This window comes from Saccharothrix carnea, from assembly GCF_003014735.1.
Classification (GTDB): Bacteria; Actinomycetota; Actinomycetes; order Mycobacteriales; family Pseudonocardiaceae; genus Actinosynnema; species Actinosynnema carneum.
Window position 1 is genome coordinate 48,109 of record NZ_PYAX01000002.1, and the last position, 21,257, is coordinate 69,365.

At 74.0% G+C, this 21,257-nt stretch carries 10 protein-coding genes; 4 read left to right on the forward strand and 6 right to left on the reverse strand.

The window, feature by feature from the left end; all coding sequences use genetic code 11:
* Positions 1–58 precede the first annotated feature (58 nt).
* Complete coding sequence (locus B0I31_RS04555) at positions 59–2,938, reverse strand: AfsR/SARP family transcriptional regulator (protein ID WP_245949685.1); 2,880 nt, start codon at positions 2,936–2,938, stop codon at positions 59–61.
* Between the two features lie 246 nt (positions 2,939–3,184).
* Between B0I31_RS04555 and B0I31_RS04560 the strand changes: the two genes are divergently transcribed.
* From B0I31_RS04560 to B0I31_RS04570, 3 genes are all read left to right on the forward strand, one after another.
* Entirely contained in the window at positions 3,185–3,571 is a 387-nt protein-coding gene (locus B0I31_RS04560) for a nuclear transport factor 2 family protein (RefSeq protein ID WP_106614074.1), read from the forward strand.
* Between the two features lie 224 nt (positions 3,572–3,795).
* The gene (locus B0I31_RS04565; protein WP_106614075.1) at positions 3,796–4,311 is read left to right on the forward strand and encodes a TetR/AcrR family transcriptional regulator; all 516 of its coding nucleotides are present in this window, start codon (positions 3,796–3,798) and stop codon (positions 4,309–4,311) included.
* On the forward strand, positions 4,308–4,973 hold the full coding sequence (locus tag B0I31_RS04570) for a GAP family protein (RefSeq protein WP_106614076.1): 666 nt from the start codon (positions 4,308–4,310) through the stop codon (positions 4,971–4,973). The genes B0I31_RS04565 and B0I31_RS04570 overlap by 4 nt, the downstream gene beginning before the upstream one ends.
* A 264-nt stretch (positions 4,974–5,237) precedes the next feature.
* On the opposite strand, the gene B0I31_RS04575 is transcribed toward B0I31_RS04570, so the two are convergent.
* Together B0I31_RS04575 and B0I31_RS04580 are read right to left on the reverse strand one after the other, a co-directional pair.
* The gene (locus B0I31_RS04575) at positions 5,238–5,627 is read right to left on the reverse strand and encodes an FAD-dependent oxidoreductase (RefSeq protein ID WP_106614077.1); all 390 of its coding nucleotides are present in this window, start codon (positions 5,625–5,627) and stop codon (positions 5,238–5,240) included.
* 92 nt (positions 5,628–5,719) lie between these two features.
* Entirely contained in the window at positions 5,720–6,649 is a 930-nt protein-coding gene (locus B0I31_RS04580) for an AAA family ATPase (protein ID WP_106614078.1), read from the reverse strand.
* A gap of 177 nt (positions 6,650–6,826) precedes the next feature.
* On the opposite strand from B0I31_RS04580, the gene B0I31_RS04585 reads away from it, so the two are divergent.
* Complete coding sequence (locus B0I31_RS04585) at positions 6,827–6,955, forward strand: DUF4253 domain-containing protein (protein ID WP_106614079.1); 129 nt, start codon at positions 6,827–6,829, stop codon at positions 6,953–6,955.
* 63 nt (positions 6,956–7,018) lie between these two features.
* Here B0I31_RS04585 and B0I31_RS04590 read toward each other — a convergent pair whose 3' ends face one another.
* From B0I31_RS04590 to B0I31_RS04600, 3 genes are read right to left on the reverse strand one after another with little or no spacing between them, the layout of a single operon-like run.
* On the reverse strand, positions 7,019–7,999 hold the full coding sequence (locus tag B0I31_RS04590; RefSeq protein WP_106614080.1) for a 3-oxoacyl-ACP synthase: 981 nt from the start codon (positions 7,997–7,999) through the stop codon (positions 7,019–7,021).
* Positions 7,996–13,353: a condensation domain-containing protein gene (locus B0I31_RS04595; RefSeq protein ID WP_245949686.1), complete on the reverse strand. Its 5,358-nt coding sequence runs from the start codon at positions 13,351–13,353 to the stop codon at positions 7,996–7,998. The genes B0I31_RS04590 and B0I31_RS04595 overlap by 4 nt, the downstream gene beginning before the upstream one ends.
* On the reverse strand, positions 13,350–21,068 hold the full coding sequence (locus B0I31_RS04600) for a non-ribosomal peptide synthetase (protein WP_106614081.1): 7,719 nt from the start codon (positions 21,066–21,068) through the stop codon (positions 13,350–13,352). Before B0I31_RS04600 ends, B0I31_RS04595 begins: the two co-directional genes overlap by 4 nt.
* Positions 21,069–21,257 lie beyond the last annotated feature (189 nt).

Consider the following 21,257-nt stretch of genomic DNA (forward strand, 5'->3'; position numbering starts at 1 on the left):
CTCCACCCGCACCGACGCCCACCCGCCGCGTGACGAACCGCGGCCGGCTCCTCCGTCGCTAAGCGGTGATCCTCGCCTCCATCAGCGCCAAGTCCCGCCGCACCACCGCCGCCCCCTCGTGGTCCATGATGCGCTCCCGCACGGCGATCGACTGCTCGAAGTAGTCCCGCGCGGTGTCGTGCCGCCCGGCCGCGGCGTTGACCTCGCCGAGGTTGTGCAGCAGGTGGCTCTCACCGATCACGTCCCGGTTGGCGCGCACCATCTCCAGCACCTCCGACAGGGTCCGCTCGGCCCGCGCGTGCTCGCCCCGGTGCAACTGCACCTGGCCGATGCGGCGCATCGTGGTGGCGATCCCGCCCGCGTAACCGACCGAGCGGCAGATGTCCATCGCCTCGGCCAACTGCTCCAGCACCTCGTCGCCGTGCCCGGTGCGCATGAGGATGTGGGCGCGCTGCGTGAGCACGATCGCCCGCCCCACCACGTCGTCTACCTGCGCGAAACCGCGCAGCGCGCTCTCGTACAGCGCCAGCGCGCCCGCGTCGTCACCCGCCTGCCGGGTCAGCAGGCCGAGGTCGCGGTGGCACAGCGCCCGCCCGAGCGGATCGCCGATCTCGGTGAACAGCTCCAGCGCCTCGGTCAGCGCCGCCTTCGACTCGGCGGGACGCCCCCGGTTGATGTGCAGCGTGCCCAGTGACGCCAGCAACGCCGCGGTGCCGCGGGTGTTGTGGGCTGCCCTGGTGGCGCGCAGCGCCTCGTCGTGCGTGTGCTGCCAGTCGTCGAGGTGGCCGCGTGCCTCGAACACGGTCGTCGCGGTGACCGCGAGGTCCCAGCACAGCTCGTCCATGCCGATCCTGGCCGCCTGCGCCACCGCCGCGCGCAGGTTCGGCAGCTCGCCCTCCAGCCACTCGATCGGGCGTTCCAGCAGCTGCGCCACGTGGTCGGCGGGCGGGTGCCAGCGCGGCGCGTCGCCGTGCAGCGCGGTGAAGTCGCCGCCGTACACGCCGCGGTGCGCCCGCTCCGCCAGCGCCAGCCACCCTCCCAGCACGCGCTCCTGCACCCGGTGGCGCTCCTCGGCGTCCGCTGTGGACAGTTGCTCGCGGGCGAACAGGCGGATGATGTCCTGGAAGCGGTAGCGGAAGCCGCCCGAGCCGTCGACCGAGACCACGTCGAGCATCTGGACGTCCACCAGGGGTTCGATCAGGTCCGACGCGTAGGGGCGGTCGTCGTCCAGCACCGCGCCCGCCACCCAGCCCGGCAGCGACGGTCCCTCGGCCAGGCTCAGCAGGCCGAACAGCCGCCGCGTCGGCCGGTCGAGCCCGTCGTGGGTCAGCGACAGGCTCGCCCTGATCGTCATCTCGCCGTGCGCCAGCTCGTCCAGCCGGTGCCGCTCGCTGGCCAGCCGGTGCACCATCGACGCCAGCGACCAGTGCGGCCGCGCCGCCAGCCGCGCCGCGACGATGCGCAACGCCAGGGGCAGCCCGCCGACGGTGCGCACCAGCGCCTCGGCCGCCTCCCGCTCGCCGGACACCCGGTCCTCCCCGATGACCCGGCCCAGCAGTGCCAGCGACTGGTCCAGGTCCAGGACGTCCAGCTTGAGCTGGCGCGCCCCCGGCAGGCCGGTCAGCCGCGACCGGCTGGTCACCACCACCGCGCACGTGCCGCTGCCCGGCAGCAGCGGCAGCACCTGCCGCTCGCTGACAGCGTTGTCCAGCACGACCAGCACCCGGCGGTCTGCCAGCATCGTCCGGTACATCTCCGTGCGCGCCGCGAGATCGGCCGGGATCAGCGAGCCGGGGATGCCCAGCGCCTGCAGGAACCGGCCGAGCACGTCGGCCGACTGGCCGGCGTCGCCGTAGGTGCCGCGCAGGTCGCAGTACAGCTGGCCGTCCGGGAAGTGCTCCTCCGTGATCCGGTGCCCGATGTGTGCGGCCAACGTCGACTTGCCGACGCCCGGCCTGCCGATGACCACCACGAGACCGATCGCCCGTCGTTCCCGCCGGCCGGTGAGCACCTCCTCCGCAGTGCGGATCAGCGCCTCCCCGCCGATGAAGTCGGCCGTGTCCGCAGGCAGTTGCCGGGGCACCGCCCGGGACGGTGCGGCGTCGACGTGAGGGGTGGGCGGCTGATCCCGTTCGGGCGCGGGACTGCGCAGCAGCGAGGCGTCACCGGCGTGGATCGCCCGCTCCAGGCCCCTCAACTCCTCGCCGGGCTCCAGGCCCAGCTCCTCCACCAGCAGGTCGCGGCCGGCGCGGTAGACCTCCAGCGCCTCGGCCTTGCGCCCCGACCGGTACAGCGCCAGCATCAGCAGCGCACGCGGTCGCTCACGCAACGGGTGCTCGTGCACCAGCCTGCCGGTCTCCCCGACCAGCTCGTGGTGCCGGCCGAGTTCCAGGTCGATGCCGAGGTAGGTCTCCACGGCGTTGAGCCGGTCCTCCTCCAACCGCAGGGCCCGGGTGCGCAGGGAGCGGCCCGACAGCCCGCTCAGGCACGGCCCGCGCCACAGGCCCACCGCGGCCCGCAGCACCTCGGAGGCTTCCGCCAGAGCCCCGCGCTTGGCGGCGGCACGTGCCTCCGCGACCGCGCGGGTGAACTCGTGGACGTCCAGCGACGTTTCCGGGACGCGCAACTGGTAGCCGGGAGGGCGGGTCACGATCGACACCTCCACACCGGCGTCGGAGAGGGTCTTGCGCAGCCGTGACACGCAGATCTGCACCTGGGTGCGCGCTGTGTCGGGCGGGTTGACCTCCCACAGGGTGTCCACCAGGTGATCGGTGCTGACGACCTTGTTCGCCTCCACCAGCAGGGAGGCCAGGATGATCTGCTGCCGACCCGGCGGGATGCGCACCGGACCGCCCGCCCCCGCGACCTCGATCGGCCCGAGGACCCTGAACACCAGGTGGTCGCCGACGGGCGCCACCCGAATACCGACCTCGTCCACGCGACCTCCGCTCACCCACCCGGCGTGGGGCCTGCGCCGGCCGACATGCAGAAGATACCTGCGCACATGAGTTCTGTATGTCCGCTCGATGCCGCAAGAACGGCAACGCGCAGGCTATTGGGAATGGCTATGGAAGGGGATGCCCGCGCGATAGCGGCGTGATAAGGGGCGGTTGCCGAAGGAGTGGAGAGTCGGTTCCGCGGGCCCGCCCCGCACGTCGCGGGAGGTGGGTGAAAGGAGGGGGACATGGTCCTCGGGGAACGGCGGTTGCCACCGCCCAGCGACACGGTCACGGCGGTCGGTGTCGATCACGTCCGGCTTTCCTACCTCTACGCCGACGAGGGTGATCTCGAAGGACTGGAGTCGTTGGTGCACCGCGAAGTGCAGGACGGCTCGCCCTACCCGGCACCGCCGACCCGCCGCTCGGAGGTGCTGGACGTGCTCGCCCCGGCCGAGGGCCCCAAGGGCACGCACCACCTGCTGCGGGTGATCGCCGACGGCGACTGCATCGCCGCGGTGGGCCGCTTCACCTCGGCCCCGGCGACGGACGTGGAATTCGCCGACATCTTCACCATCGCCGACGACGGCCTGCTGGCGGGGTGCAGGCGTTTCTATTCCGTAACCACCGGGTGACGGTTCGCGGAACGCGTTCGGACGCGTTGGCACCACGTTCGGAGCGACTTCGACGGGCGATCCTTCGGTTTCCCGTCGACCCGTGTCGCAAGAACAGGCAAACCGGATGGGTGTGACACCGTGCGCGCTCGGTCACCCGGCTCGCCCCGGAGCTGCCCGTGTCGCCGCAGTAGGCGGGCGCACCCTCGCTTTCTACTGTACCGTCCGGACGGTACAGTAAGGCTATGGCTGATGCGCGCGATCAGATCCTCGACGCGGCCGAGCGGTTGGTGATCGCGGGTCGGATACCGCCACCGCTGCAGGCCGTGGCGGACGAGGCCGGGGTGAGCAAGGGCGGGGTCCTCTACCACTTCACCACCCGAACGCTCTTGCACGGGCTCGTGCAGCGGGCGGTGCGGATGGCCGACACCCGGCTCCGTGCCGCCGCGGAGGCAGGCGTGATGGCCTCGACCTGGCTCCGGATGTCCGCGCCCGACGAACCTGAGCGGCGGCTGTTCCAGGCGATGCTGTCCATGCTGCGGGTCACCTCGGGCGGGGTCCTCGACCTGCCCGCCGAGGTCCGCGAAGCCGAGGTGCGCTGGGACGCCATGCTGGAGGCGGAGCTGGGAGACCCCGCACGGGCCCGGGTGGTCCGACTGATCGGCGACGGCCTCTTCTTCGCCGCGCTCACCGGACAGGCGCCGACGACCGGCGAGGTCGATGAGCTCGTGCGCCACCTCGGCCTGCCCGCGGCTCGATGAGCACCGCCCTGCTCGCCGGCATCGCCGGCTTGGCCCTGCTGGACGCGCTCAACCCGGCGACCATCGCCGGCGTGGCGCTGTTGCTGCTCTCACCGCTGCGCAGACCCCTGACGGCCGCGGCCCTGTTCGCGGTGGGAGCGTTCACCGCGGTGTTCGTCCTGGGGGTCGCGCTATTCCTGGGTGCGGGGTACGCGGCGGACGCGGTCACCGACGCGATGACGTGGCTGCGGCGCGGGGCGCTGCTGCTCGGCGCCTGCACGCTCATGGTGGCGGGCTTGCGTCGCTTGCGCCCTCGCACCCGCCCCGCCATCACCTTGCCGCGGTGGATCTCACCGTGGACCGCGGCGCCGCTGGGAGTGGTGGTGACCGGTGCGGACCTGCCCAACGCCTTCCCCTACTTCATCGCCGTCGAGCGGCTGGTCACGGCCGACATCGCCGTGGGGCAGGCGTTGCTCGTGCTCTCGGGCTACGCACTGGTCTACTGCCTGCCGTGTCTGGTGCTGATCACGGCCGGAGCGGCAGCGGGGGACAGGGTGCGCCGCCGCCTCGACGGCGTCTACAGCAGGCTGGGCGCGGAGAAGGACCTGCCGGCCAACCCCCTCCTGGCCTCGCTGTGGCTCGGTCTCGTGTTCTGCCTGGTGGTGCTTGTGTTCCTCTGGTGACCGGCCCTGATCGTCAGCGCGACCTCGGCCGAACCCGCCCACCACGAGCACGACGGCATCGCCAAACGGCCGTGGCCATCCCACCGCGACCCCCCATGGCCGCTGAACCCGACCCGCAATCCGCCAAGCAGGTCCGGACAACCCGGTACCGAGCTGCCCGGACCTCTTGGCGGACCGCTGTCTCGTCCGACCGAGGACCGCCGGCGCGCTGACGCACCGGTTCCGGTTCGCCGCTGGCGGATCACCAGGACGAGGTCAGCGCCGTCACCGACTCCCCGCACCCCAGGCCGATTCGGCACCCCAGCTCGGCACGCCCCCCACCGGGAGGCCCAATCGTTCCAGCAGCCGGACCGAGGGCGGTGACAAGGTCTCGCCCGGTCGCGGCCGGTCGAACCGGCCCGCTTCGGCCAGCACCACGTCGTAGCCCGCGCGGACGAGCGCGAGCGCGGCCGCGGAGCCCGCCGGACACGCCCCGGCCACCACGGCGTCGACCACGCCGCTCACCCGCCGCTCGTGACGGTCGGCGCTGCGGCTTCCGGCATCCTTCTCACGTTCGAGGTCCTCGCTGTCGGTCCTCACAGCATGGCCGACCCGCAACGGGGCCACCATCACCGGTGACTCCAGGACCACGGTCTTGGCGGTCGGTTCGTGCATGGCGAGGGCGCTGGCCCGGACACCGGAGCCGGCCCAGGGGAGGGGTCGCGGTCCGGGTTCGTGGTGGCCCGGAACGACGCGCGGGTTTGGTGTCAGCCTTGGTCGACGAGGGTGGCGGGGATGGTGGTGGCGTCGTAGAGGTACCAGCGGTCGAAGCGGGTTTTGCGGTCCTCGAAGACGCGGCGGTTGACGCTGGTGTGGTCCGGGTCCGCGGAACCCTCGATGTAGGAGGCCATGACGTGGCGGCCTTCGCACCGGTCGCCGTTGCGGTACTTCTCGTAGCCCTCGCGGTGGCGCTGGTCGGTGCGTCGGAGGCTGACGTCGATCGGCACGTCGAGGAACAGCGCGGTGAACCGGTCGTAACCCTCGTCGCGCAACCGGTCCAGCCGCCGGTCCACCGAACCGTGGGTGCTCATGGTGGTGTCCCAGATGACGTTCTTGCGGCTGCGGGCGGCCATCCCGGCGACCAGGCCGGCGATCACCGAGGCCTCCTCCTGGACCAGTTCCGAGCCCTCCAGCGGCGCGATCCCGTCGACCTGCGGGACCAGGCCGTGCTCGCACAGCTTCTCCTTGGCGTCGTCGGCGTTGAGCACCAGGTACCGGGACGGGTCCACCTCGGGATTCTGGTTCAGCGCCGTCGTCTTGCCCGCACCCGGCAGACCGCCGGTGAACAGCGCCTCGCCCTCGTCGGGAACCCACGAGCCCCGCGCGTACAGCTCCGCGGCGATCCGGCGCTGCTTCGCCGCGCGTTCGGGCAGCCAGTGGACGCCGTCGCCGTTCACGGTGTGCGTGACCGAGGTGGCCCGGCCCTGCGCGAGCGCCTCGGCGACCTTGTCCTCGACCTCCCGGACGTGCGCGGCCCACTGCTCGTCGGTCAACGGCTCCAGCGTGCCGGGCCCACCGGCCGCCGCGGGGACCGGCGCGACGACCCACGACACCGCCACCAACACCACGACCGCGAGTCGCGACCACCACGGCCGCTCGGGCCTCACCGACGTCGCAACGATCTCCGCTCGGCGCATGCTGTCCCCTTCAGGTGTCTTGGGACACCACCACCGGCATCCGGTGAACGCAGAGTCGTCCCACGACAGGGATTCGGCCAGCCGGCCGGCACCGCATCACCTGGGCAGGTGGTGCCGGTCCGAGGCGTCGGGTGAACGTCGGCACGCACGGTCATCACCAGGATCGGGGAGGACGCCATGGTCGTCGCCGGCGAGCACTTCCCGTTCTGCCCGGACAACATCCGGCAGGCAGAAGCGCCCGCCACTCTGGCCGCCTACGCCGACCGCCTCGTGAACGACCACTCGTGGACGCTCTGGTGGGACTGACGTCCCGTGGTTCGCACCCGCTTACCGTGGAGGCCGGCCGCTGACCGACACGATCACCGGTCGTCACAACAGGTGAGTGCCGGTGTCCGTGCCGCCGACCTCCACCAGGACCGCACTCCACGCCGCCGTCGGGCTGGTGTCCAGCAGCACCACCCGGCTGCCGGGCGGCACGTCGGCGGTGTGCAGGTTGTGGAACGTGTCGTTCGGCCCCAGGTGGCCATAGCGGGCGAGGTTGTCGCCGCACGACGGTGCCAGCGGGTGGCCGAGGATGTCGACGTAGTTGCGGTGCGAGGGCGCGGACAGGTTCTGCGCCACGTAGCACGTCACGTCGGCGGGGCTCAGGGCGTTGCGGTCCAGGATGCGGGCGGTGAGGTCGCGCAGGCGGTTGCGGGTCTCCACCGCGAGGCGGAACGAGTAGGTGGCCGGGTCGGCGCACTCCTCCCGCCACTCGCGGAACGGGCGGTCGCGGTACGGCACGCGGAAGAGGTCGGCGTAGTCGCCGTTGGTCTCCAACAGCACGTCGCGGATGCGGGTGTCGCCGGACCTGGTCAGCACCAGCGCCCCGCCGCTGTCGCCGTTGATCGTCACGGGGTGGCGGTAGCGGCGCGAGGTGGCGGGTTTGCTGCCGTGCGCCACGAGCACGGTCCGCACGTCGGGGTCGCGCAGCAGACCCGCGGCGGTGAGCAGGGCCGGGGTGAGCGACGTGCAGCCGAGCCCGCCGACGGAGAACGCCATCGCCCGGCGCGCGCCGAGGGCGGCCTGCAGTCGGGTGGCGTCGGAGCTGATCAGCGTTTCGGGCGCGCGTGCCTCCACGGTGATCACCACGTCGACCTCGGCCTCGGAGACCGACGCCGACGCCAACGCGCGTCGGGCGGCCACGACGGCCAGGTCGGTGGCACCGGCCGACTCGGCCACCGCGACGCTCCCGATGCCCAGCGCCGGCCACACCGCCCGTTCGGCGTCGGCCAGGTCCGCCCACTCGGGCAACTCCCCGATCGGCACGGGGTCGCCCAGGCACCAGCCCGAGCCCGCGAGCGCGATCACGCCAGCTCGCCGTAGGCGGAGGTGATCGCTTCGGCCAGTGCCTCCACTTCGGACTGTCCGAAGTCGACCAGGCTGTTGACCTCCAGGCGCTGCTCGCCGTCGCGCTCCGACACCGCGATGATCAACGGGAACCACGAGGTCATGCCCCGTTTGAGGTTCACCGACAGGTCCCACCGCGTCCGCAGCAGGCCGATGCCCGAGTCGAAGGCCGCCAGGTCCCCCGGCACGTGCACCAGCAGTACCCGCGGCTCGGGCAGGGCGCGCAGCCGACCGACCTCCGGCCCGTGGGGCGACAGGTGCCGCAGCACGCCGTAGCCCACGCCGTCGTTCGGCACGGACCGGGCGCGGTCGACCGCCGTGGCCAACGTGTCCTGCGCGCCTGCGGTCACGGGCAGTGCCACGGGGTGCAGGCTGGTGAACCACCCGATCGACGGTCCCCGCCCGGCGTGCCGGTAGACGTTGGGCGTCGCCTCGCCTTCCAGCATCAGGTAAGCACCCTCCTCACCGCGCCAGCGGGCCAGGCCGGTGGCGACCGCGCACAACGCGACCTCCCGCCCCGAGGCGTCCGGGGTCGACACCGCCGGCAGCGAGCGGTGCACCAGGCCGGTCCCGCCCGGTCCGGTCAGGGTGCCGAACGACGCGCCCTCGCGCAGGACCGCGGTCCAGTACCCCACCTCACCCGCGACCTCGTCGGAGGACGCCATGTCGTGCAGCCGCCACGCCCACTCCCGCCACCCGGCCGCCGCCGGGCGGGGCGTCGCGGCACGGCCCGCCGCCACGTCGGCGAGCAGCGCGTCGAGGTCGTCCATCAGCACGACGGTGGACATGTTGTCGAATACGAAGTGGTGCACCAGGAGCACCAGCAGCCCGCCGCGCCGGTGGCCGCGCTCGTAGTAGCGGGCGCGGGCGACCGGTCCGCGGTCCAGGTCGAGGTCGTCCTTCAACGCCCGGCAGTCGGCCTCCACCACCTCGCGCTCGTCGCCCGGTGGGAGGAACACGACGTCGAACGGCACCTCCGCGTCCGGCCGGCACTCCACCCGCGTGCCGACGGCGTTGCGCCGGAAGCGGTAGCGCAGCGGTTCGTGCCGCGCGACGAGGTGTCGCAGGGCGGTGCGGACGTGGTCGGCGGTGATGTCGGGGGACGTCAGTTCCAGCGCGTGCACCTCGACCAGGTCACCGCGCCGTTCGGGCAGGTGCTCCAGGAAGCTGCGCATGATCGGCGTCAGCGGGATCGGCCGCTCGTCCACGGGCTCGGCTTCGGGCGCGATCACCGGGGTGTCGGCTCGGTGGGCGACGACGGCGGGTGCCGCGGCGGGAGCGCCGTCGACCACGGCCGCCGCCGCCAAGCCGCCCAAGGTCTGGTGCTGCAACAACTGCTGCGGCGTGATGTGCACGCCGGCCTTGGCCGCCCGTGCCGCCACCCGCACGCCGAGGACGGAGTCACCGCCCAGGGCGAAGAAGTTGTCTTCCGCCGACACGGTGTCCACGCCGAGCAGGTCGGCGCAGATGGCGCCCAGCACCTCCACGGCCTTGGTCGGAGCAGTGCTCGTCACGGGTACCTCCGCATCACCGGTCAGGTCGTCCAGCCGCACGTCAGGGTCCGCCGCCACCCGCGCGACGATCGCGGGCAGCCACGACGCCAGCCGGTCGGCGGTCTCCCGGTCGTACAGCGCGGTGGCGAACTCGACGTAGCCGCTCATGGCGCTCGTGCCCTGGTCCACGACGCCGAAGGTCAGGTCGAACTTCGCGGTGCCGGGCGCGATGCCGGCGATGGCACCGTCCAGGTAGCGCGAGCACGGCAGGCCGGCCAGTTCGGCGGTCGCCTGCGGCACGTTCTGGTAGGTGTAGACGACGTCGAACAGCGGGTGCCGCGCCGGGTCGCGTCGGCCCAGCACGTCGGCGACGATCTTCTCCAGCGGCACCTCCTCGTGGTCGAGCACGTCGGCCACGGTGCGCGCGCAACGCTGGACGAGATCGCGGAACCGCGCTTCGCCGCGCACGGGCGTGCGGAACGGCAGCACGTTGTTGAAGTAGCCGATCAGGTCGTGGGAGGCCGGGTCGACCCGGCCGGACGTGGCCACGCCCACCACCACGTCGGTGAGCCGTCCCCAGCGGTGCAGCAGGGCGTCGACCACGGCGAGCATGGTGACGAACGTGGTGACGCCCAGGCGCCTGCTCAGCGCCCGGACCGCTTCGGCGTCCCGCGCACCTATCTCGAACTCCACCATCGCGCCCGCGAACGAGCGCGTGGCGGGCCGCGGCCGGTCCAGCGGCAGTTCCGGTGACCGCAGCCCGGCCAGTTGCGACCGCCAGAACCGGAGGTCGGCCTCCAGCGCGCCGCCGGCGAACCGGCGGCGTTGCTGTTCGGCGAAGTCGGCGTACTGCGCGGTGAGCACGGGCAGGTCGGGCTCGCGGCCGGCCAGCGCGGCCAGGTACAGCTCGGTGAAGTCGCGGAAGAACACCGTGGGCGACCAGCCGTCGAAGACGATGTGGTGGTAGCTCCACATCAGCACGTGGTCCTCTTCGGCCAGGCGCACCAACGTGGTCCGCACCAGCGGTCCCGCGGCGAGGTCGAACGGTCGCTGGGCCTCCTCGTCCACCACCCGCCGCGCCTGGCGGTGGCGTTCGGCTTCCGGCAGCCCGCTGAGGTCGATCACGATGACCTCGGGTTCTTCCTCGCGCACGTACGCCCGCGGCACGCCGTCGTCGTCGGCCGCGACGCGGGTGCGCAGCACTTCGTGCCTGGCGAGGATGCCGCGCACGGCGGCGACGAGCGCGGTCCGGTCGAGCGGTCCGGTCAGCCGCAAGTCGTGCGGGATGTTGTAGAGGGGGGTGCCGGGGTCGAGGTGGTCGAGGTACCACAGCTGCTCCTGGCCGAACGACACCGGCAGCGCACCGCCGCGCGGCACCAGCACCATCGGCGCGGGCCCGCTCGTCCCACCCTCGTCGCGCAGTTCGGCCACGCGTCCGGCGAGTCCGCGCACGGTCGGGTGGGCGTAGAGGTCGGCGAAGGTGAGGCGCACGGCGAAGTCCCGCTCCAACGCGCGCAGCACGCTGATCCCGGCGATGGACGTGCCGCCGAGGGCGAAGTAGTCCGAGTCCGGGGTGAGCCCTTCCGCGCCCAGCACCTCCTGCCACACCTCGGCCACCCGGTCCTCGGGAGCGGCGCCGGTCCTCGGTCGGGCGACCTCCGGCGCCGGGTGGGTGACCTGGACCGGGCCGAGGGGGCGGCACCAGCAGCGCACCGGCTCGAACGGGTAGGTCGGCGCCTCGATGCGGGGGACGGCGGTGTCGGCGTAGTGCGCGTCCCAGTCGATCCGCGCGCCGAGCCGGTACAGGGCGCCGAGCTGGCGCAGCACGCCCCGCCGCCCCGGCACGGAGAACAGCTCCACGCACGGCAGGTCCGGTCGGAGGCGGCGGATCTCGCGGACGAGCACGCCGTTGCCGCCCAGGTCCACCAGCACCGCCTGGTCGGCGGCGAACCGCTCGACCACCCGTCCGAGGCGGGTGCGGTCCAGGTCGGAGGTCAGTCCCAGCTCCGCGGCGGCGGTGACGGCGTCCGGCACGGACAGCTCACCGCGGGCCACCCGCACCGCGAGGTTGCCGGCGCCCGAGCCGACCAGGTGCGCGTCCCGCACGCCGAGTCCCCGTGCCAGGTCGAGCAACGCGGTCTGCGCCACGACCAGCCGGGCGGCGGACGCCTCGGGCAGCGTCACGGCGGCCAGCGCGGGGAACGACGAGGCCAGCTCCGCCCACGTGGCGTCGTCGGGCGCGGCGTCGCCCGGCAACAACACCACCACCGGCCGGTCGTCGGGCACCGCGGCGTCCGGCGGCACGGCCGATCGCAGCGCCTCGACCAGCTCCTCCCCGCTCTCCACCGCGAACGCGCCGCGGAACGCGTGGTCGTCGCGGCCCCGGTTCATCGCGTGCGCCACGGTCCGCAGGGCGTGCCCGGTGCGTTCGACGAAGTCGGCGAGCCGGTCGCAGTAGGCCTGGAACGCGGCCGCGGACTTCGCCGACACGGTCACCAGCTCCACGCCGGACTCCGGCTCCGGCGCCACCCGCGCGGGCGGCTGCTCCAGCACCGCGTGCACGTTCGTGCCGGTCATGCCCAGCGCGGTCACGCCGGCCCGCCGCGGCACGCCGTCGCGTCCGGGCCACGGCCGGTGCCCGGGGTTGACGTGCACCGGCCCGGACAGGTCGAGCATCGGGTTGGGCGAGGTGAAGTTGGCGGTCGGGTACAGCACGCCGCGCCCCACCGACAGCAGCGCCTTGAGCAGCCCGGCCATGCCCGCGGCGCCATCGAGGTGGCCGACGTTGCCCTTGACCGAGCCGATCGCGGCGCCCGGCGCGGGCACACCGGCCGCGGTGAACGCCTCGCGCAGGGCGTCCACCTCGATCACGTCGCCCAGGGGCGTGGCCGAGCCGTGGCACTCCACGTAGGCGATCGTGGCCGGGTCGACGTCGGCGTCGCGCCAGGCCTGGTGCAGCACCTCGGTCTGCGCGATGCGGCTGGGCGCGCTGAGCCCGACCATGCGGTGGCCGTTGTGGTTGACCGCGATGCCCTTCACCACGGCCCGGATCGGGTCGCCCGCCGCCACCGCGTCCCGCAGCCGGCGCAGCAGCACGACCGCGCCGCCCTCGCCCGCCAGGGCGCCGGTGGACCGCTCGTCGAACGGCCGGCACCGGCCGTCGGTGGACTCCACGCCCCGGACCGGGCTGTGGGTCTGCTCGGTGAGCAGCACGGGCCGCACGCTGACACCACCCGCCAACGCCAGGTCTGCGGTGCCGTGGCGCAACGCGTCCACCGCGCCGGCCAACGCGGTGAGGCTGCTGCTGCACGCCGTGTCCACGACGTACGCCGGTCCGGTGAGGTCCAGGTGGTAGGAGACGCGGGCGGCGGAGGAAGCCGACAGCGCGCCGAGCGTCTGGTGCGGGTCCTCGCCCTGGTAGAGGGTTTCGTAGTCGGACTGCGAGTGCCCGAGCACGACGGCGGTGCGCGACCCGCGCAGCGAACCCGGTGCCAGGCAGGCGTTCTCGATCGCCTCGTGCGCGAGTTGGAGCAGCAGCCGCTGGTGGGGGTCCATCATCTCGGCCTCGCGGCGGGAGATGCCGAAGAACCGGTGGTCGAACAGGTCGATCCGGTCCAGGTAGGCCATCGGCAGGTACCGGGTGCCGGTGGTGCCGCCGGTGTGCCGCACGCGGGTCGGCGACGGTTGCCCGATCAGGTCGGTACCCTCGGCCAGCAGCCGGTGCAGGTCGTCCGGTCCGGTGGGGCCGTCGAGGCCGGGCACCAGCGCGGCGACCCCGATGATGGCGATGTCCTCGTCCCGCACGGCTGCCTCCGTCGTCACAGCTGGTAGTCCCGGGCGTGGGCGTCCTCGACCGCGGTGCTGCCGAGCACCGCCGCCAATGCGCCGACCGTGGGGTGGTCGAACAGGGTCCGGGGCGCCACCGTCCGTCCGAAGACCGGTCGGAGCCGGGCGGCGACCCGGAGGGCGAGCAGCGAGTCGCCGCCGAGGGCGAAGAAGTCGTCACCGCGACCGACGCGGTCCACGCCGAGCACGTCGGCCCAGGCCCGGGCGACCGCCAGTTCCCCCGGCGTGGCCGGTGGCACGAACCGCGCCGGCCCGTTGGCAGGTGGGTCGTCGCGGTCGACCGGCCGGGTGGCGCGGTCCGGCGGAACAGCGGGAGCCGCGTTGCCCAGGTCCGCCAGCAGGGCCGCGAACTCGTCGAGCAGGGTGGCGGCCGTGGCCGCGTCGAACAGGTCCGGGTCGTAGCCGAGCTGGGCCGTCAGCGGCTCGGTGTCGTGGACGACGAGGTGCAGCGGGTAGTTCGTGTTCTCCACCGCCTGGACGTCGACCGCCGCGACGTCGTGGTCCAGCGGGTAGTTCTCGACCACCACGACGCTGTCGAACAGCGGTGTCCCGGCCGGCAGCCCGGCCCACCGCCGGATGTCGGTCAGCGCGGCGTGGTCGGCCGGCCGCCCCTCGGCCTGCAGCCGGGCCAGCCAGCCCGGCACGTCTTCGGTTTCCACCCGCACCCGCACCGGCACGGTGTTGACCAGCATCCCGACCACGGTGTCCGCGCCGGGCAGGTCCGGGGTCCGCCCGGACACCACCAGGCCGAAGCACACGTCACGCGTGCCGCCGTGCCGGGCCAGCAGCAACGCCCACGCGCCCTGCGCCACCGTGCCGAGCGTGAGCCGGTTGCGCCGGGCGAACCCCCGCACGCCGGCGGGCAGCCCGGTCACGTGGACGGCCGAGGAGCACGACAGGTGCGCGCGGTCCGGCGGCCGGTCGTAGGGCAGCGCGGTCGGCCCGCGGAACCCGTCGAACAGCGCCCGCCAGCGCTCCTCACTCGGGTCCTGGCGCAGCACCCGCGCCACGTGGTCGCGGAACGGCCGGCGCGACCGCGGCCCGCCCAGCACCTCCGACAGCACCTGGAACGCGCTCCAGCCGTCCAGCAGGAGGTGGTGGAACGTCCACAGCAGACGGATCTCGCGGTCGCCGGTGCGGACGAACGCCAGGCGGGTCAACGTGTGCGCCGACAGGTCGAACCCGGCCGCCCGGTCCTCGGCCAGCAACCGCCGCCACCGCTCGTCGTCCGCCGCGCCGCGCCAGTCGTGGTGGGTGATCGGCAGGTCGACCGACCGCCGCACCACCTGCACCGGCTCGCGCACCTCCGCCCACACCACGGACGTGCGCAGGGCGGGGTTCGCGTCGACCACCCGCCGCCACGCCCGGGCCAGGCCGTCCGGGTCGGCGTCGGTGAGGGTCAGGTGCAGTTGCTCCACGTAGGCGTCGGGCCGGGAGAGGCTGTGGAACAGCATCCCGCCCTGCGCGGGCGTGAGCGGGTAGACGTCCTCGACCGACCGGCCGTCACCCGCGATCACGTCCAGCTCGTCCTGCGTCAGCCGGGCCAACGGGAAGTCCGACGGCGTGACGCCGCCCGCGCCCGGTCCGGCGCAGTGCGCGGTGATCTCCCGCAACGCGGCCAGCACGTCCTCGGCGATCCGCTCGACCACAGGGGTCGGGTGGGCCTCCGGCGCGTGCACCCACTCGACCTCCAGCTCGCCGCCGGCCGTGACGGCGGCCGTGACGTCCAGGCGTGGCGCGGTCGTCGGCGGCTTGGCCAACCGGATGCCGCCCGGCACGCGGGTGAACACGGCGTCGTAGCGCCCGAGGTAGTTCACCCGAGCCAACGGCCGGTGCCCGGCCGGGTGGCTGGTCGTCAGCCACCGCAGCACACTGTGGCTGAGCGCGTGCCGGTGCGCGGTGCGCAGTTGCTCCTTCACGGTCTTGACCGCCGTGCCCCAGTCGGCGTCGGGCAGCTCGGCGGTGAACGGGAACAGCGTGGTGAACCAGCCGACCGTGCGGGACAGGTCGACCCCGGCGAACACCTCCTCCCGCCCGTGGCCCTCCAGCTCCAGCGGCACGCGCGCCTGCCCGCTCCACCGGCCCAGCACCCGGCCGACCGCGGCGACCAGCACGTCCTCCGCGCCGGCGCGGTAGGCGGTGGCCGCGCCGCGCAGCAACGCGGCCGTCTCCTCGGCGGACAGCCTCACGGTGACGGCGTGCTCGGGCAACTCGGTCTCGTCCGGCTCCGCCGCCACCGCGCGGTCCGCGGATTCCGGCCGATCCGCCGGCACGGCCACATCCCGCCCCGACGCCGCGGCGACCCCGCGATCCCCGTACCGCAAGTCGGCCGACCGCCCGGCCTCCACGGGCTCGACCAGCCCTGCCGTGGCGGCGACGGCACGTTCCCAGTACGCCAGGTGCTCGGCGAACCGCCCGGCCTCGGCGTGCAACCGGCGCGCCCACTCCCGGAACGACGTGGTCCGCGGTCCGAGGTCGACGGGCCGGCCGGCGGCGGCCTGGTCGTAGCCGGTGGCCAGGTCCTCCAGCAGGATCCGCCACGACACGCCGTCCACGACGAGGTGGTGCGCGAGCAGCACCAGCCGCGAGGCGTCGGTCGACAGGACGGCCCGGAACAGCGGGCCCGTGGCCAGCGGGGCACGCCACTCGGCCGGCACGAGCGGCCCGGTGGTGAGGACCTCACCCGACTCTTCCGGCACGTGCTGCCGCCACTGCCCGTCGACCCGTTCGAACCGGGCGCGCAGCAGGTCGTGCCGGACCGGGAGCGCCTCGACCGCGGCCCGCAGCGCGGCCACGTCCACGTCGGGTTCCAGCTCCACCTCGAGCCACTGCGCGAAGTGCGCCGGGTCGGCCGAGGTGGCCAGGAACCAGTGCTGGACCGGGGTCAACGGCACCGGGCCGGTCGCGGGCTCCCGTTCGGCGGACGGGGGCCGGGCGGTGGTGGCGTGTGCCGCGACGCCGCTGAGCGTCTGGTGCAGGAACACGTCCCGGGGCGTCACCGACACCCCCAGTTCACGGGCTCGCGACACCACCTGGATGCTGAGGATGGAGTCGCCGCCGAGGGCGAAGAAGTTGTCGTCCGCGCCGACCCGCTCCACGCCCAGCACCTCCGCCCAGACGCGGGCCAGCACCTCCTCGTGCGGCCCGCTCGGCGGCACGTGGGCGCGGTCGGACCGGGCGCGGGGCGGCGGCAGGGCCCTGCGGTCGACCTTGCCGTTGACCATGAGCGGCAGCGCGGGCAGCGGCACGATCACGGCGGGCACCAGGTGGGCGGGCACCCGGTCGGCCAGGAACCGGCGCAGTTCGTCGGCCCCGGCGCCCGCGACCACGTAGGCGACGAGTTGCCTGTGGCCGGGCACGTGCTCGTGCGGCACGACGACCACCTCGGTGACCTCGGGGTGGCGGCGCAGCGCCGCCTCCACCTCGCCCGGCTCCACCCGGAACCCGCGGATCTTGACCTGGTCGTCCGTGCGGCCGAGGAACTCCAGCAGTCCGTCGGCGGTCCAGCGCACCAGATCGCCCGTGCGGTAGAGCCGGTCACCGTGCCCGAACGGATCCGCGACGAACCGGGACGCGGTCAGCCCGGGGTGGTCGAGGTAGCCGCGGGCCAGCCCGGTGCCGCCGATGTGCAGCTCACCGGGCACGCCGACCGGCACCGGGTCCAGGTTCTCGTCCAGCACGTAGCACCGCGTGCCGGTGACCGGCCGCCCGATCGGCAGGGACGCGGCGCCGAGGTCGATCGGCCGCACGACGTGCGCCGAAGCGAACGTGGTGCCTTCGGTGGGGCCGTAGCCGTCCACGATCCGCAGGTCCGGCACGTGCCGCAGCACCGCGGCGCAGTGGCCCGGCGAGATCACGTCACCGCCGCTGCCCAGGTGGCGCAGCCCGGCGAACGCGGTCGGGTCGGCCGCGGCGACCTCGTGGAACAGTCCCGCGGTCAGCCACTGGACGGTCACGCCGTGCGCGGCGGTGAACGCGCGCAGGTCGTCGGGCGACAGCAGCGTCCCCGAGGACACCGCCAGCCGGGCTCCGGACAGCAGCGCCGCCCAGATCTCGAACGTCGAGGCGTCGAACGACAGCGTGGAGCACTGCGCCACCACGTCGTGCGGGCCGATCGGGAACGGGTCGCCCTCGGCGAGCCGGGCCACCGACCGGTGCTCGACCAGCACGCCCTTCGGACGTCCGGTGGAGCCGGAGGTGAACATCACGTACGCGGCGTTGCGCGGCCGGACCACGACCGGCGGTGCCTGGTCGGGCAGCCGGTCGTCCGGCGTCGGGTCCACGACGTCGATCCCGGCGGGCAGCCGTTCCCGTGCGCCGGCGGGCGCGAGCACCAGGCGTGCGCCGGAGTCGGTGATCATGTCGGCGAGCCGACCGACCGGGTAGCCGGGGTCCAGCGGCACGAACGCGGCGCCGGCCTTGAGGATGCCCAGCAGCGCGACGATGGCGGGCAGGCCGCGCGGCGCGCACAGGCCGACGCGGTCTTCCGAGCGCACGCCCCGGGCCAGCAGCCCGTGGGCGAGCCGGTTGGCCGCCCCGTCCAACTCCCGGTAGGTCAACGACCTCCCGTCGCAGGTCACCGCGACCGCGTCCGGGCGTTCGGCGACGTGGTCGGCGAACCGGCCGGTGATCGTGCGGTCCGGGCTCGGCGCCCCCGAGGTCCAGTCGTGCAGGACCTGGCGCCGTTCGCCGGGCGTGAGCAGGCGCAGCCGGGACAGCGGCCGGTGCGGGTCGGCGGTGATGTGGTCGAGCAGCACCAGGAAGCGGTCCACCAGCCGGGTGACGGTGGTGTCGTCGAACAGGTCGGTGCTGTACTCGACGACCAGGTGCAGGCCGCTGTCGTCGCGGGTGAACTCCAGGGTCAGGTCGAACACGGCGGCTTGGCGCGGTGGGTCGAACTCCACCACCTCCAGGCCGGCCAGCTCGGGTGGCGCGGCCGGCGCGTTCTGCAGCGCCACCACCACGTTCACCAGCGGTGAGCGGCCGGCGTCACGTTCGGGTTGCAGCAGTTCGACCAGGCGGTGGAACGGGACGTCGTCGTGGTCGAGCGCGTCGCGGACGGTGTCCTTGACGCGGCGCAGGAAGTCCACGAAGGACAGTCCGGGGTCGACCTGCGACCGGATCACCACGGTGTTGACGAAGAACCCGACCAGACCCGCCAGGTCGGGGTGGTCGCGGCCGGAGGTCACCGTGCCGACGGCGATGTCGCGTTGACCGCTCACCCGCGCCAGGAACGCCTGCGTGGCCGCCATGAGCGTGGTGAACAGCGTCGCGCCGTGGCCGCGGCCCAGCTCCACCAGGCCCTCGGCGACCTCGGGCGGCACGGTGCGGCGGTGGGTCGAGCCGGCCGCGGTGCGCACCGCGGGACGCGGCCGGTCCACGGGCAGGTCCAGCACCGCCATGCCGGCCAGCCGCCGTTCCCAGTGCACGAGGTGCGCGTCCAGCGCCGCACCGGTGAGGCGGGAGCGTTGGCGGCGCGCGAAGTCCGTGTAGCGCAGGGGCAGCGGCGCGAGGTCGGGCTCCTGCCCGCGCACGGCGGCGGAGTAGCACAGGCCCAGCTCCTGCGCGAGCACGCCCATCGACCAACCGTCGGTCACGATGTGGTGCAGGCACAGCACGAGCAGGTGCTCGCCGTCCTCGTCCGCCGCCAGCAGCGCCGCGCGCAGCAGCGGCCCGGTGCGCAGGTCGAACGGCCGGGCCACGAAGTCGGCCAACCCGGCCTGCGTCCCCGACTCCACCCGCACCTCGTGGGGCGGCACCACCACCTGCGTGCCGCGGCCGTCGACGGTGTGGAAGGTGGTGCGCAACTGCTCGTGCCGGGCGACGAGCCGGGTCAGGGCCACGCCCAACGCGTCCGGGTCCGGCTCGCCGCGCAGCCGGAACCCGGCCGTGGTCGTGTACTCGGTGCCACCGGGCGCGAACTCGTCGAGGAACCACAGGCGTTCCTGGGCGTAGGACAGGGGTGCCGCGGTCTCCGGCGGCGTGGTGTCCACGCCGGGTCGGGGGCGCTGGTCGGACGACAGCGCCGCGGCCAGCGCCTCGACCGTGCGCAACGCGAACACCTGCCGCGCGGGCAGGTTCCGGTCCAGCGCGGCGACGACCCGCATGGCCAGGATCGAGTCACCGCCCAGCGCCACGAAGTCGTCGTCCGCGCCGACCCGCTCGACGCCGAGCACGTCGCGCCACACGGCGGCGACCCGTTCCTCGGCGGGGGTCCGCGGTGGCGTCACGGGGCCGGTGGGCCGTGGCCGCGGCAGGTTGCGCCGGTCGAGCTTGCCGTTGGCGGTCAGCGGGAGCGCGGCCAGCGGCACCACCAGCGACGGCACCGCCGGGGCGGGCAGGAGGTCGGCGAGGTAGGACCGCAGCACGTCCGGCGGCCGGTCGGCCACGACGTAGGCGACGAGCCGGTCGTCCCGCAGGACCACGGCCGCGGCGGACACGTCGGGGTGCCGCAGCAGCGTCGCCTCGACCTCGCCCGGGTCGACCCGGGCGCCGCGCACCTTCACGTGCCCGCCGACGCGGCCCAGGTGGTCCAGCAGGCCGTCCGGGCGGCGGCGCACGAGGTCGCCGGTGCGGTACATCCGGCTGCCGGGCGGGCCGTGCGGGTCGGCGACGAACGACGCTGCGGTCAGGCCCGGCCGGCCGAGGTAGCCGCGGGCCACGCCGGGACCGGCCAGGTACAGCTCGCCCTCGTCGGCCGGCCGCAGGTCGGCGTCCAGCACGTGCGCACGGGCGCCCGCGATCGGGTGTCCCAGCACCGCCTGGTCGACCTCGGTCACCGGGCACAGCAGGCTCTCCACCGCGACCTCGGTGGTGCCGTAGGCGTTGTGCGCGGCGACACCGGCCGCGACCAGGCGCGCGCACAGGTCCGGGTCGACCGGCTCTCCCCCCGTGACCACGACCCGCGGTCGGTGCCCGCCTTCGAGCAGCCCGGCGCGCAGGAGCTCGCGCAGCCGTGACGGCGTCTCGTCCAGCACGTCGATGCCGGCGGCGACCACGTGGTCGACCAGCGTCCTCGGGTCGGCGAGCGCGTCGTCGTCGATCACGTGCAGCTCGTGGCCGGCCAGCATCCACAGCACCGGCAGCCACATCGCGTCGAAGCCGAACCCGGCGGTGTGGGCGACCTTGAGCGGCGACACCGAGGCGAACAGGCCGCGGCTGTGGTGCGCGTGCAGGGCGAGCAGGCCGCGGTGGGTGGCCAGCACGCCGTTCGGGCGGCCGGTGGAGCCGGAGGTGTGCAGGACGTAGGCGAGGTGGTCGGGCGTGAGCCGGGGCGGGGGCGCGCTGCTCGGCGGGTGGTCGTCCTCGAGGAAGACGGTGGGGACGCCGGGCAGCCGGTGCGCGAACCGCTGCCGGGTGAGCACGAGCGCCGGGCGGGCGTCGATGACCAGCTCGGCCAGGCGCGCGTCGGGCAGGTCCACGGCCAGCGGCACGACCGCGCCGCCCGCCCGCAGGATCGCGAGCAGCGCCACCACCGCGTCCACGCCGCGTTCGACGAGCAGGCCGACCGGGTCCTCCGGCCGCACGCCGCGCGCGAGCAGCCCACCTGTCACCGCGTCCACCCCGGCGGCCAGTTCCCGGAAGGTCAGCCGCTGCGCGCCGCACACCACCGAGATCCGGTCCGGCTCGGCGGCGACGCGGGCCGCGAACAGGTCGTGCACGCTTCCCACCGACAAGTGCTCGACACCCATGCGCAATTCCGCCAGTCGACTCCGGATATCGCCATCGAACGCATCAACCGGAGCACCGACGTTTCCAGTGCCATCCGACCGGGGCAACCGCCGATTGGCGGCATACCATTCGGGGAACCGAACCCGCGCTTCGGATGTTGAATACCGAACCGATGGTCGCCACAGTTGCCCGACCGTGTTACGTTGCCT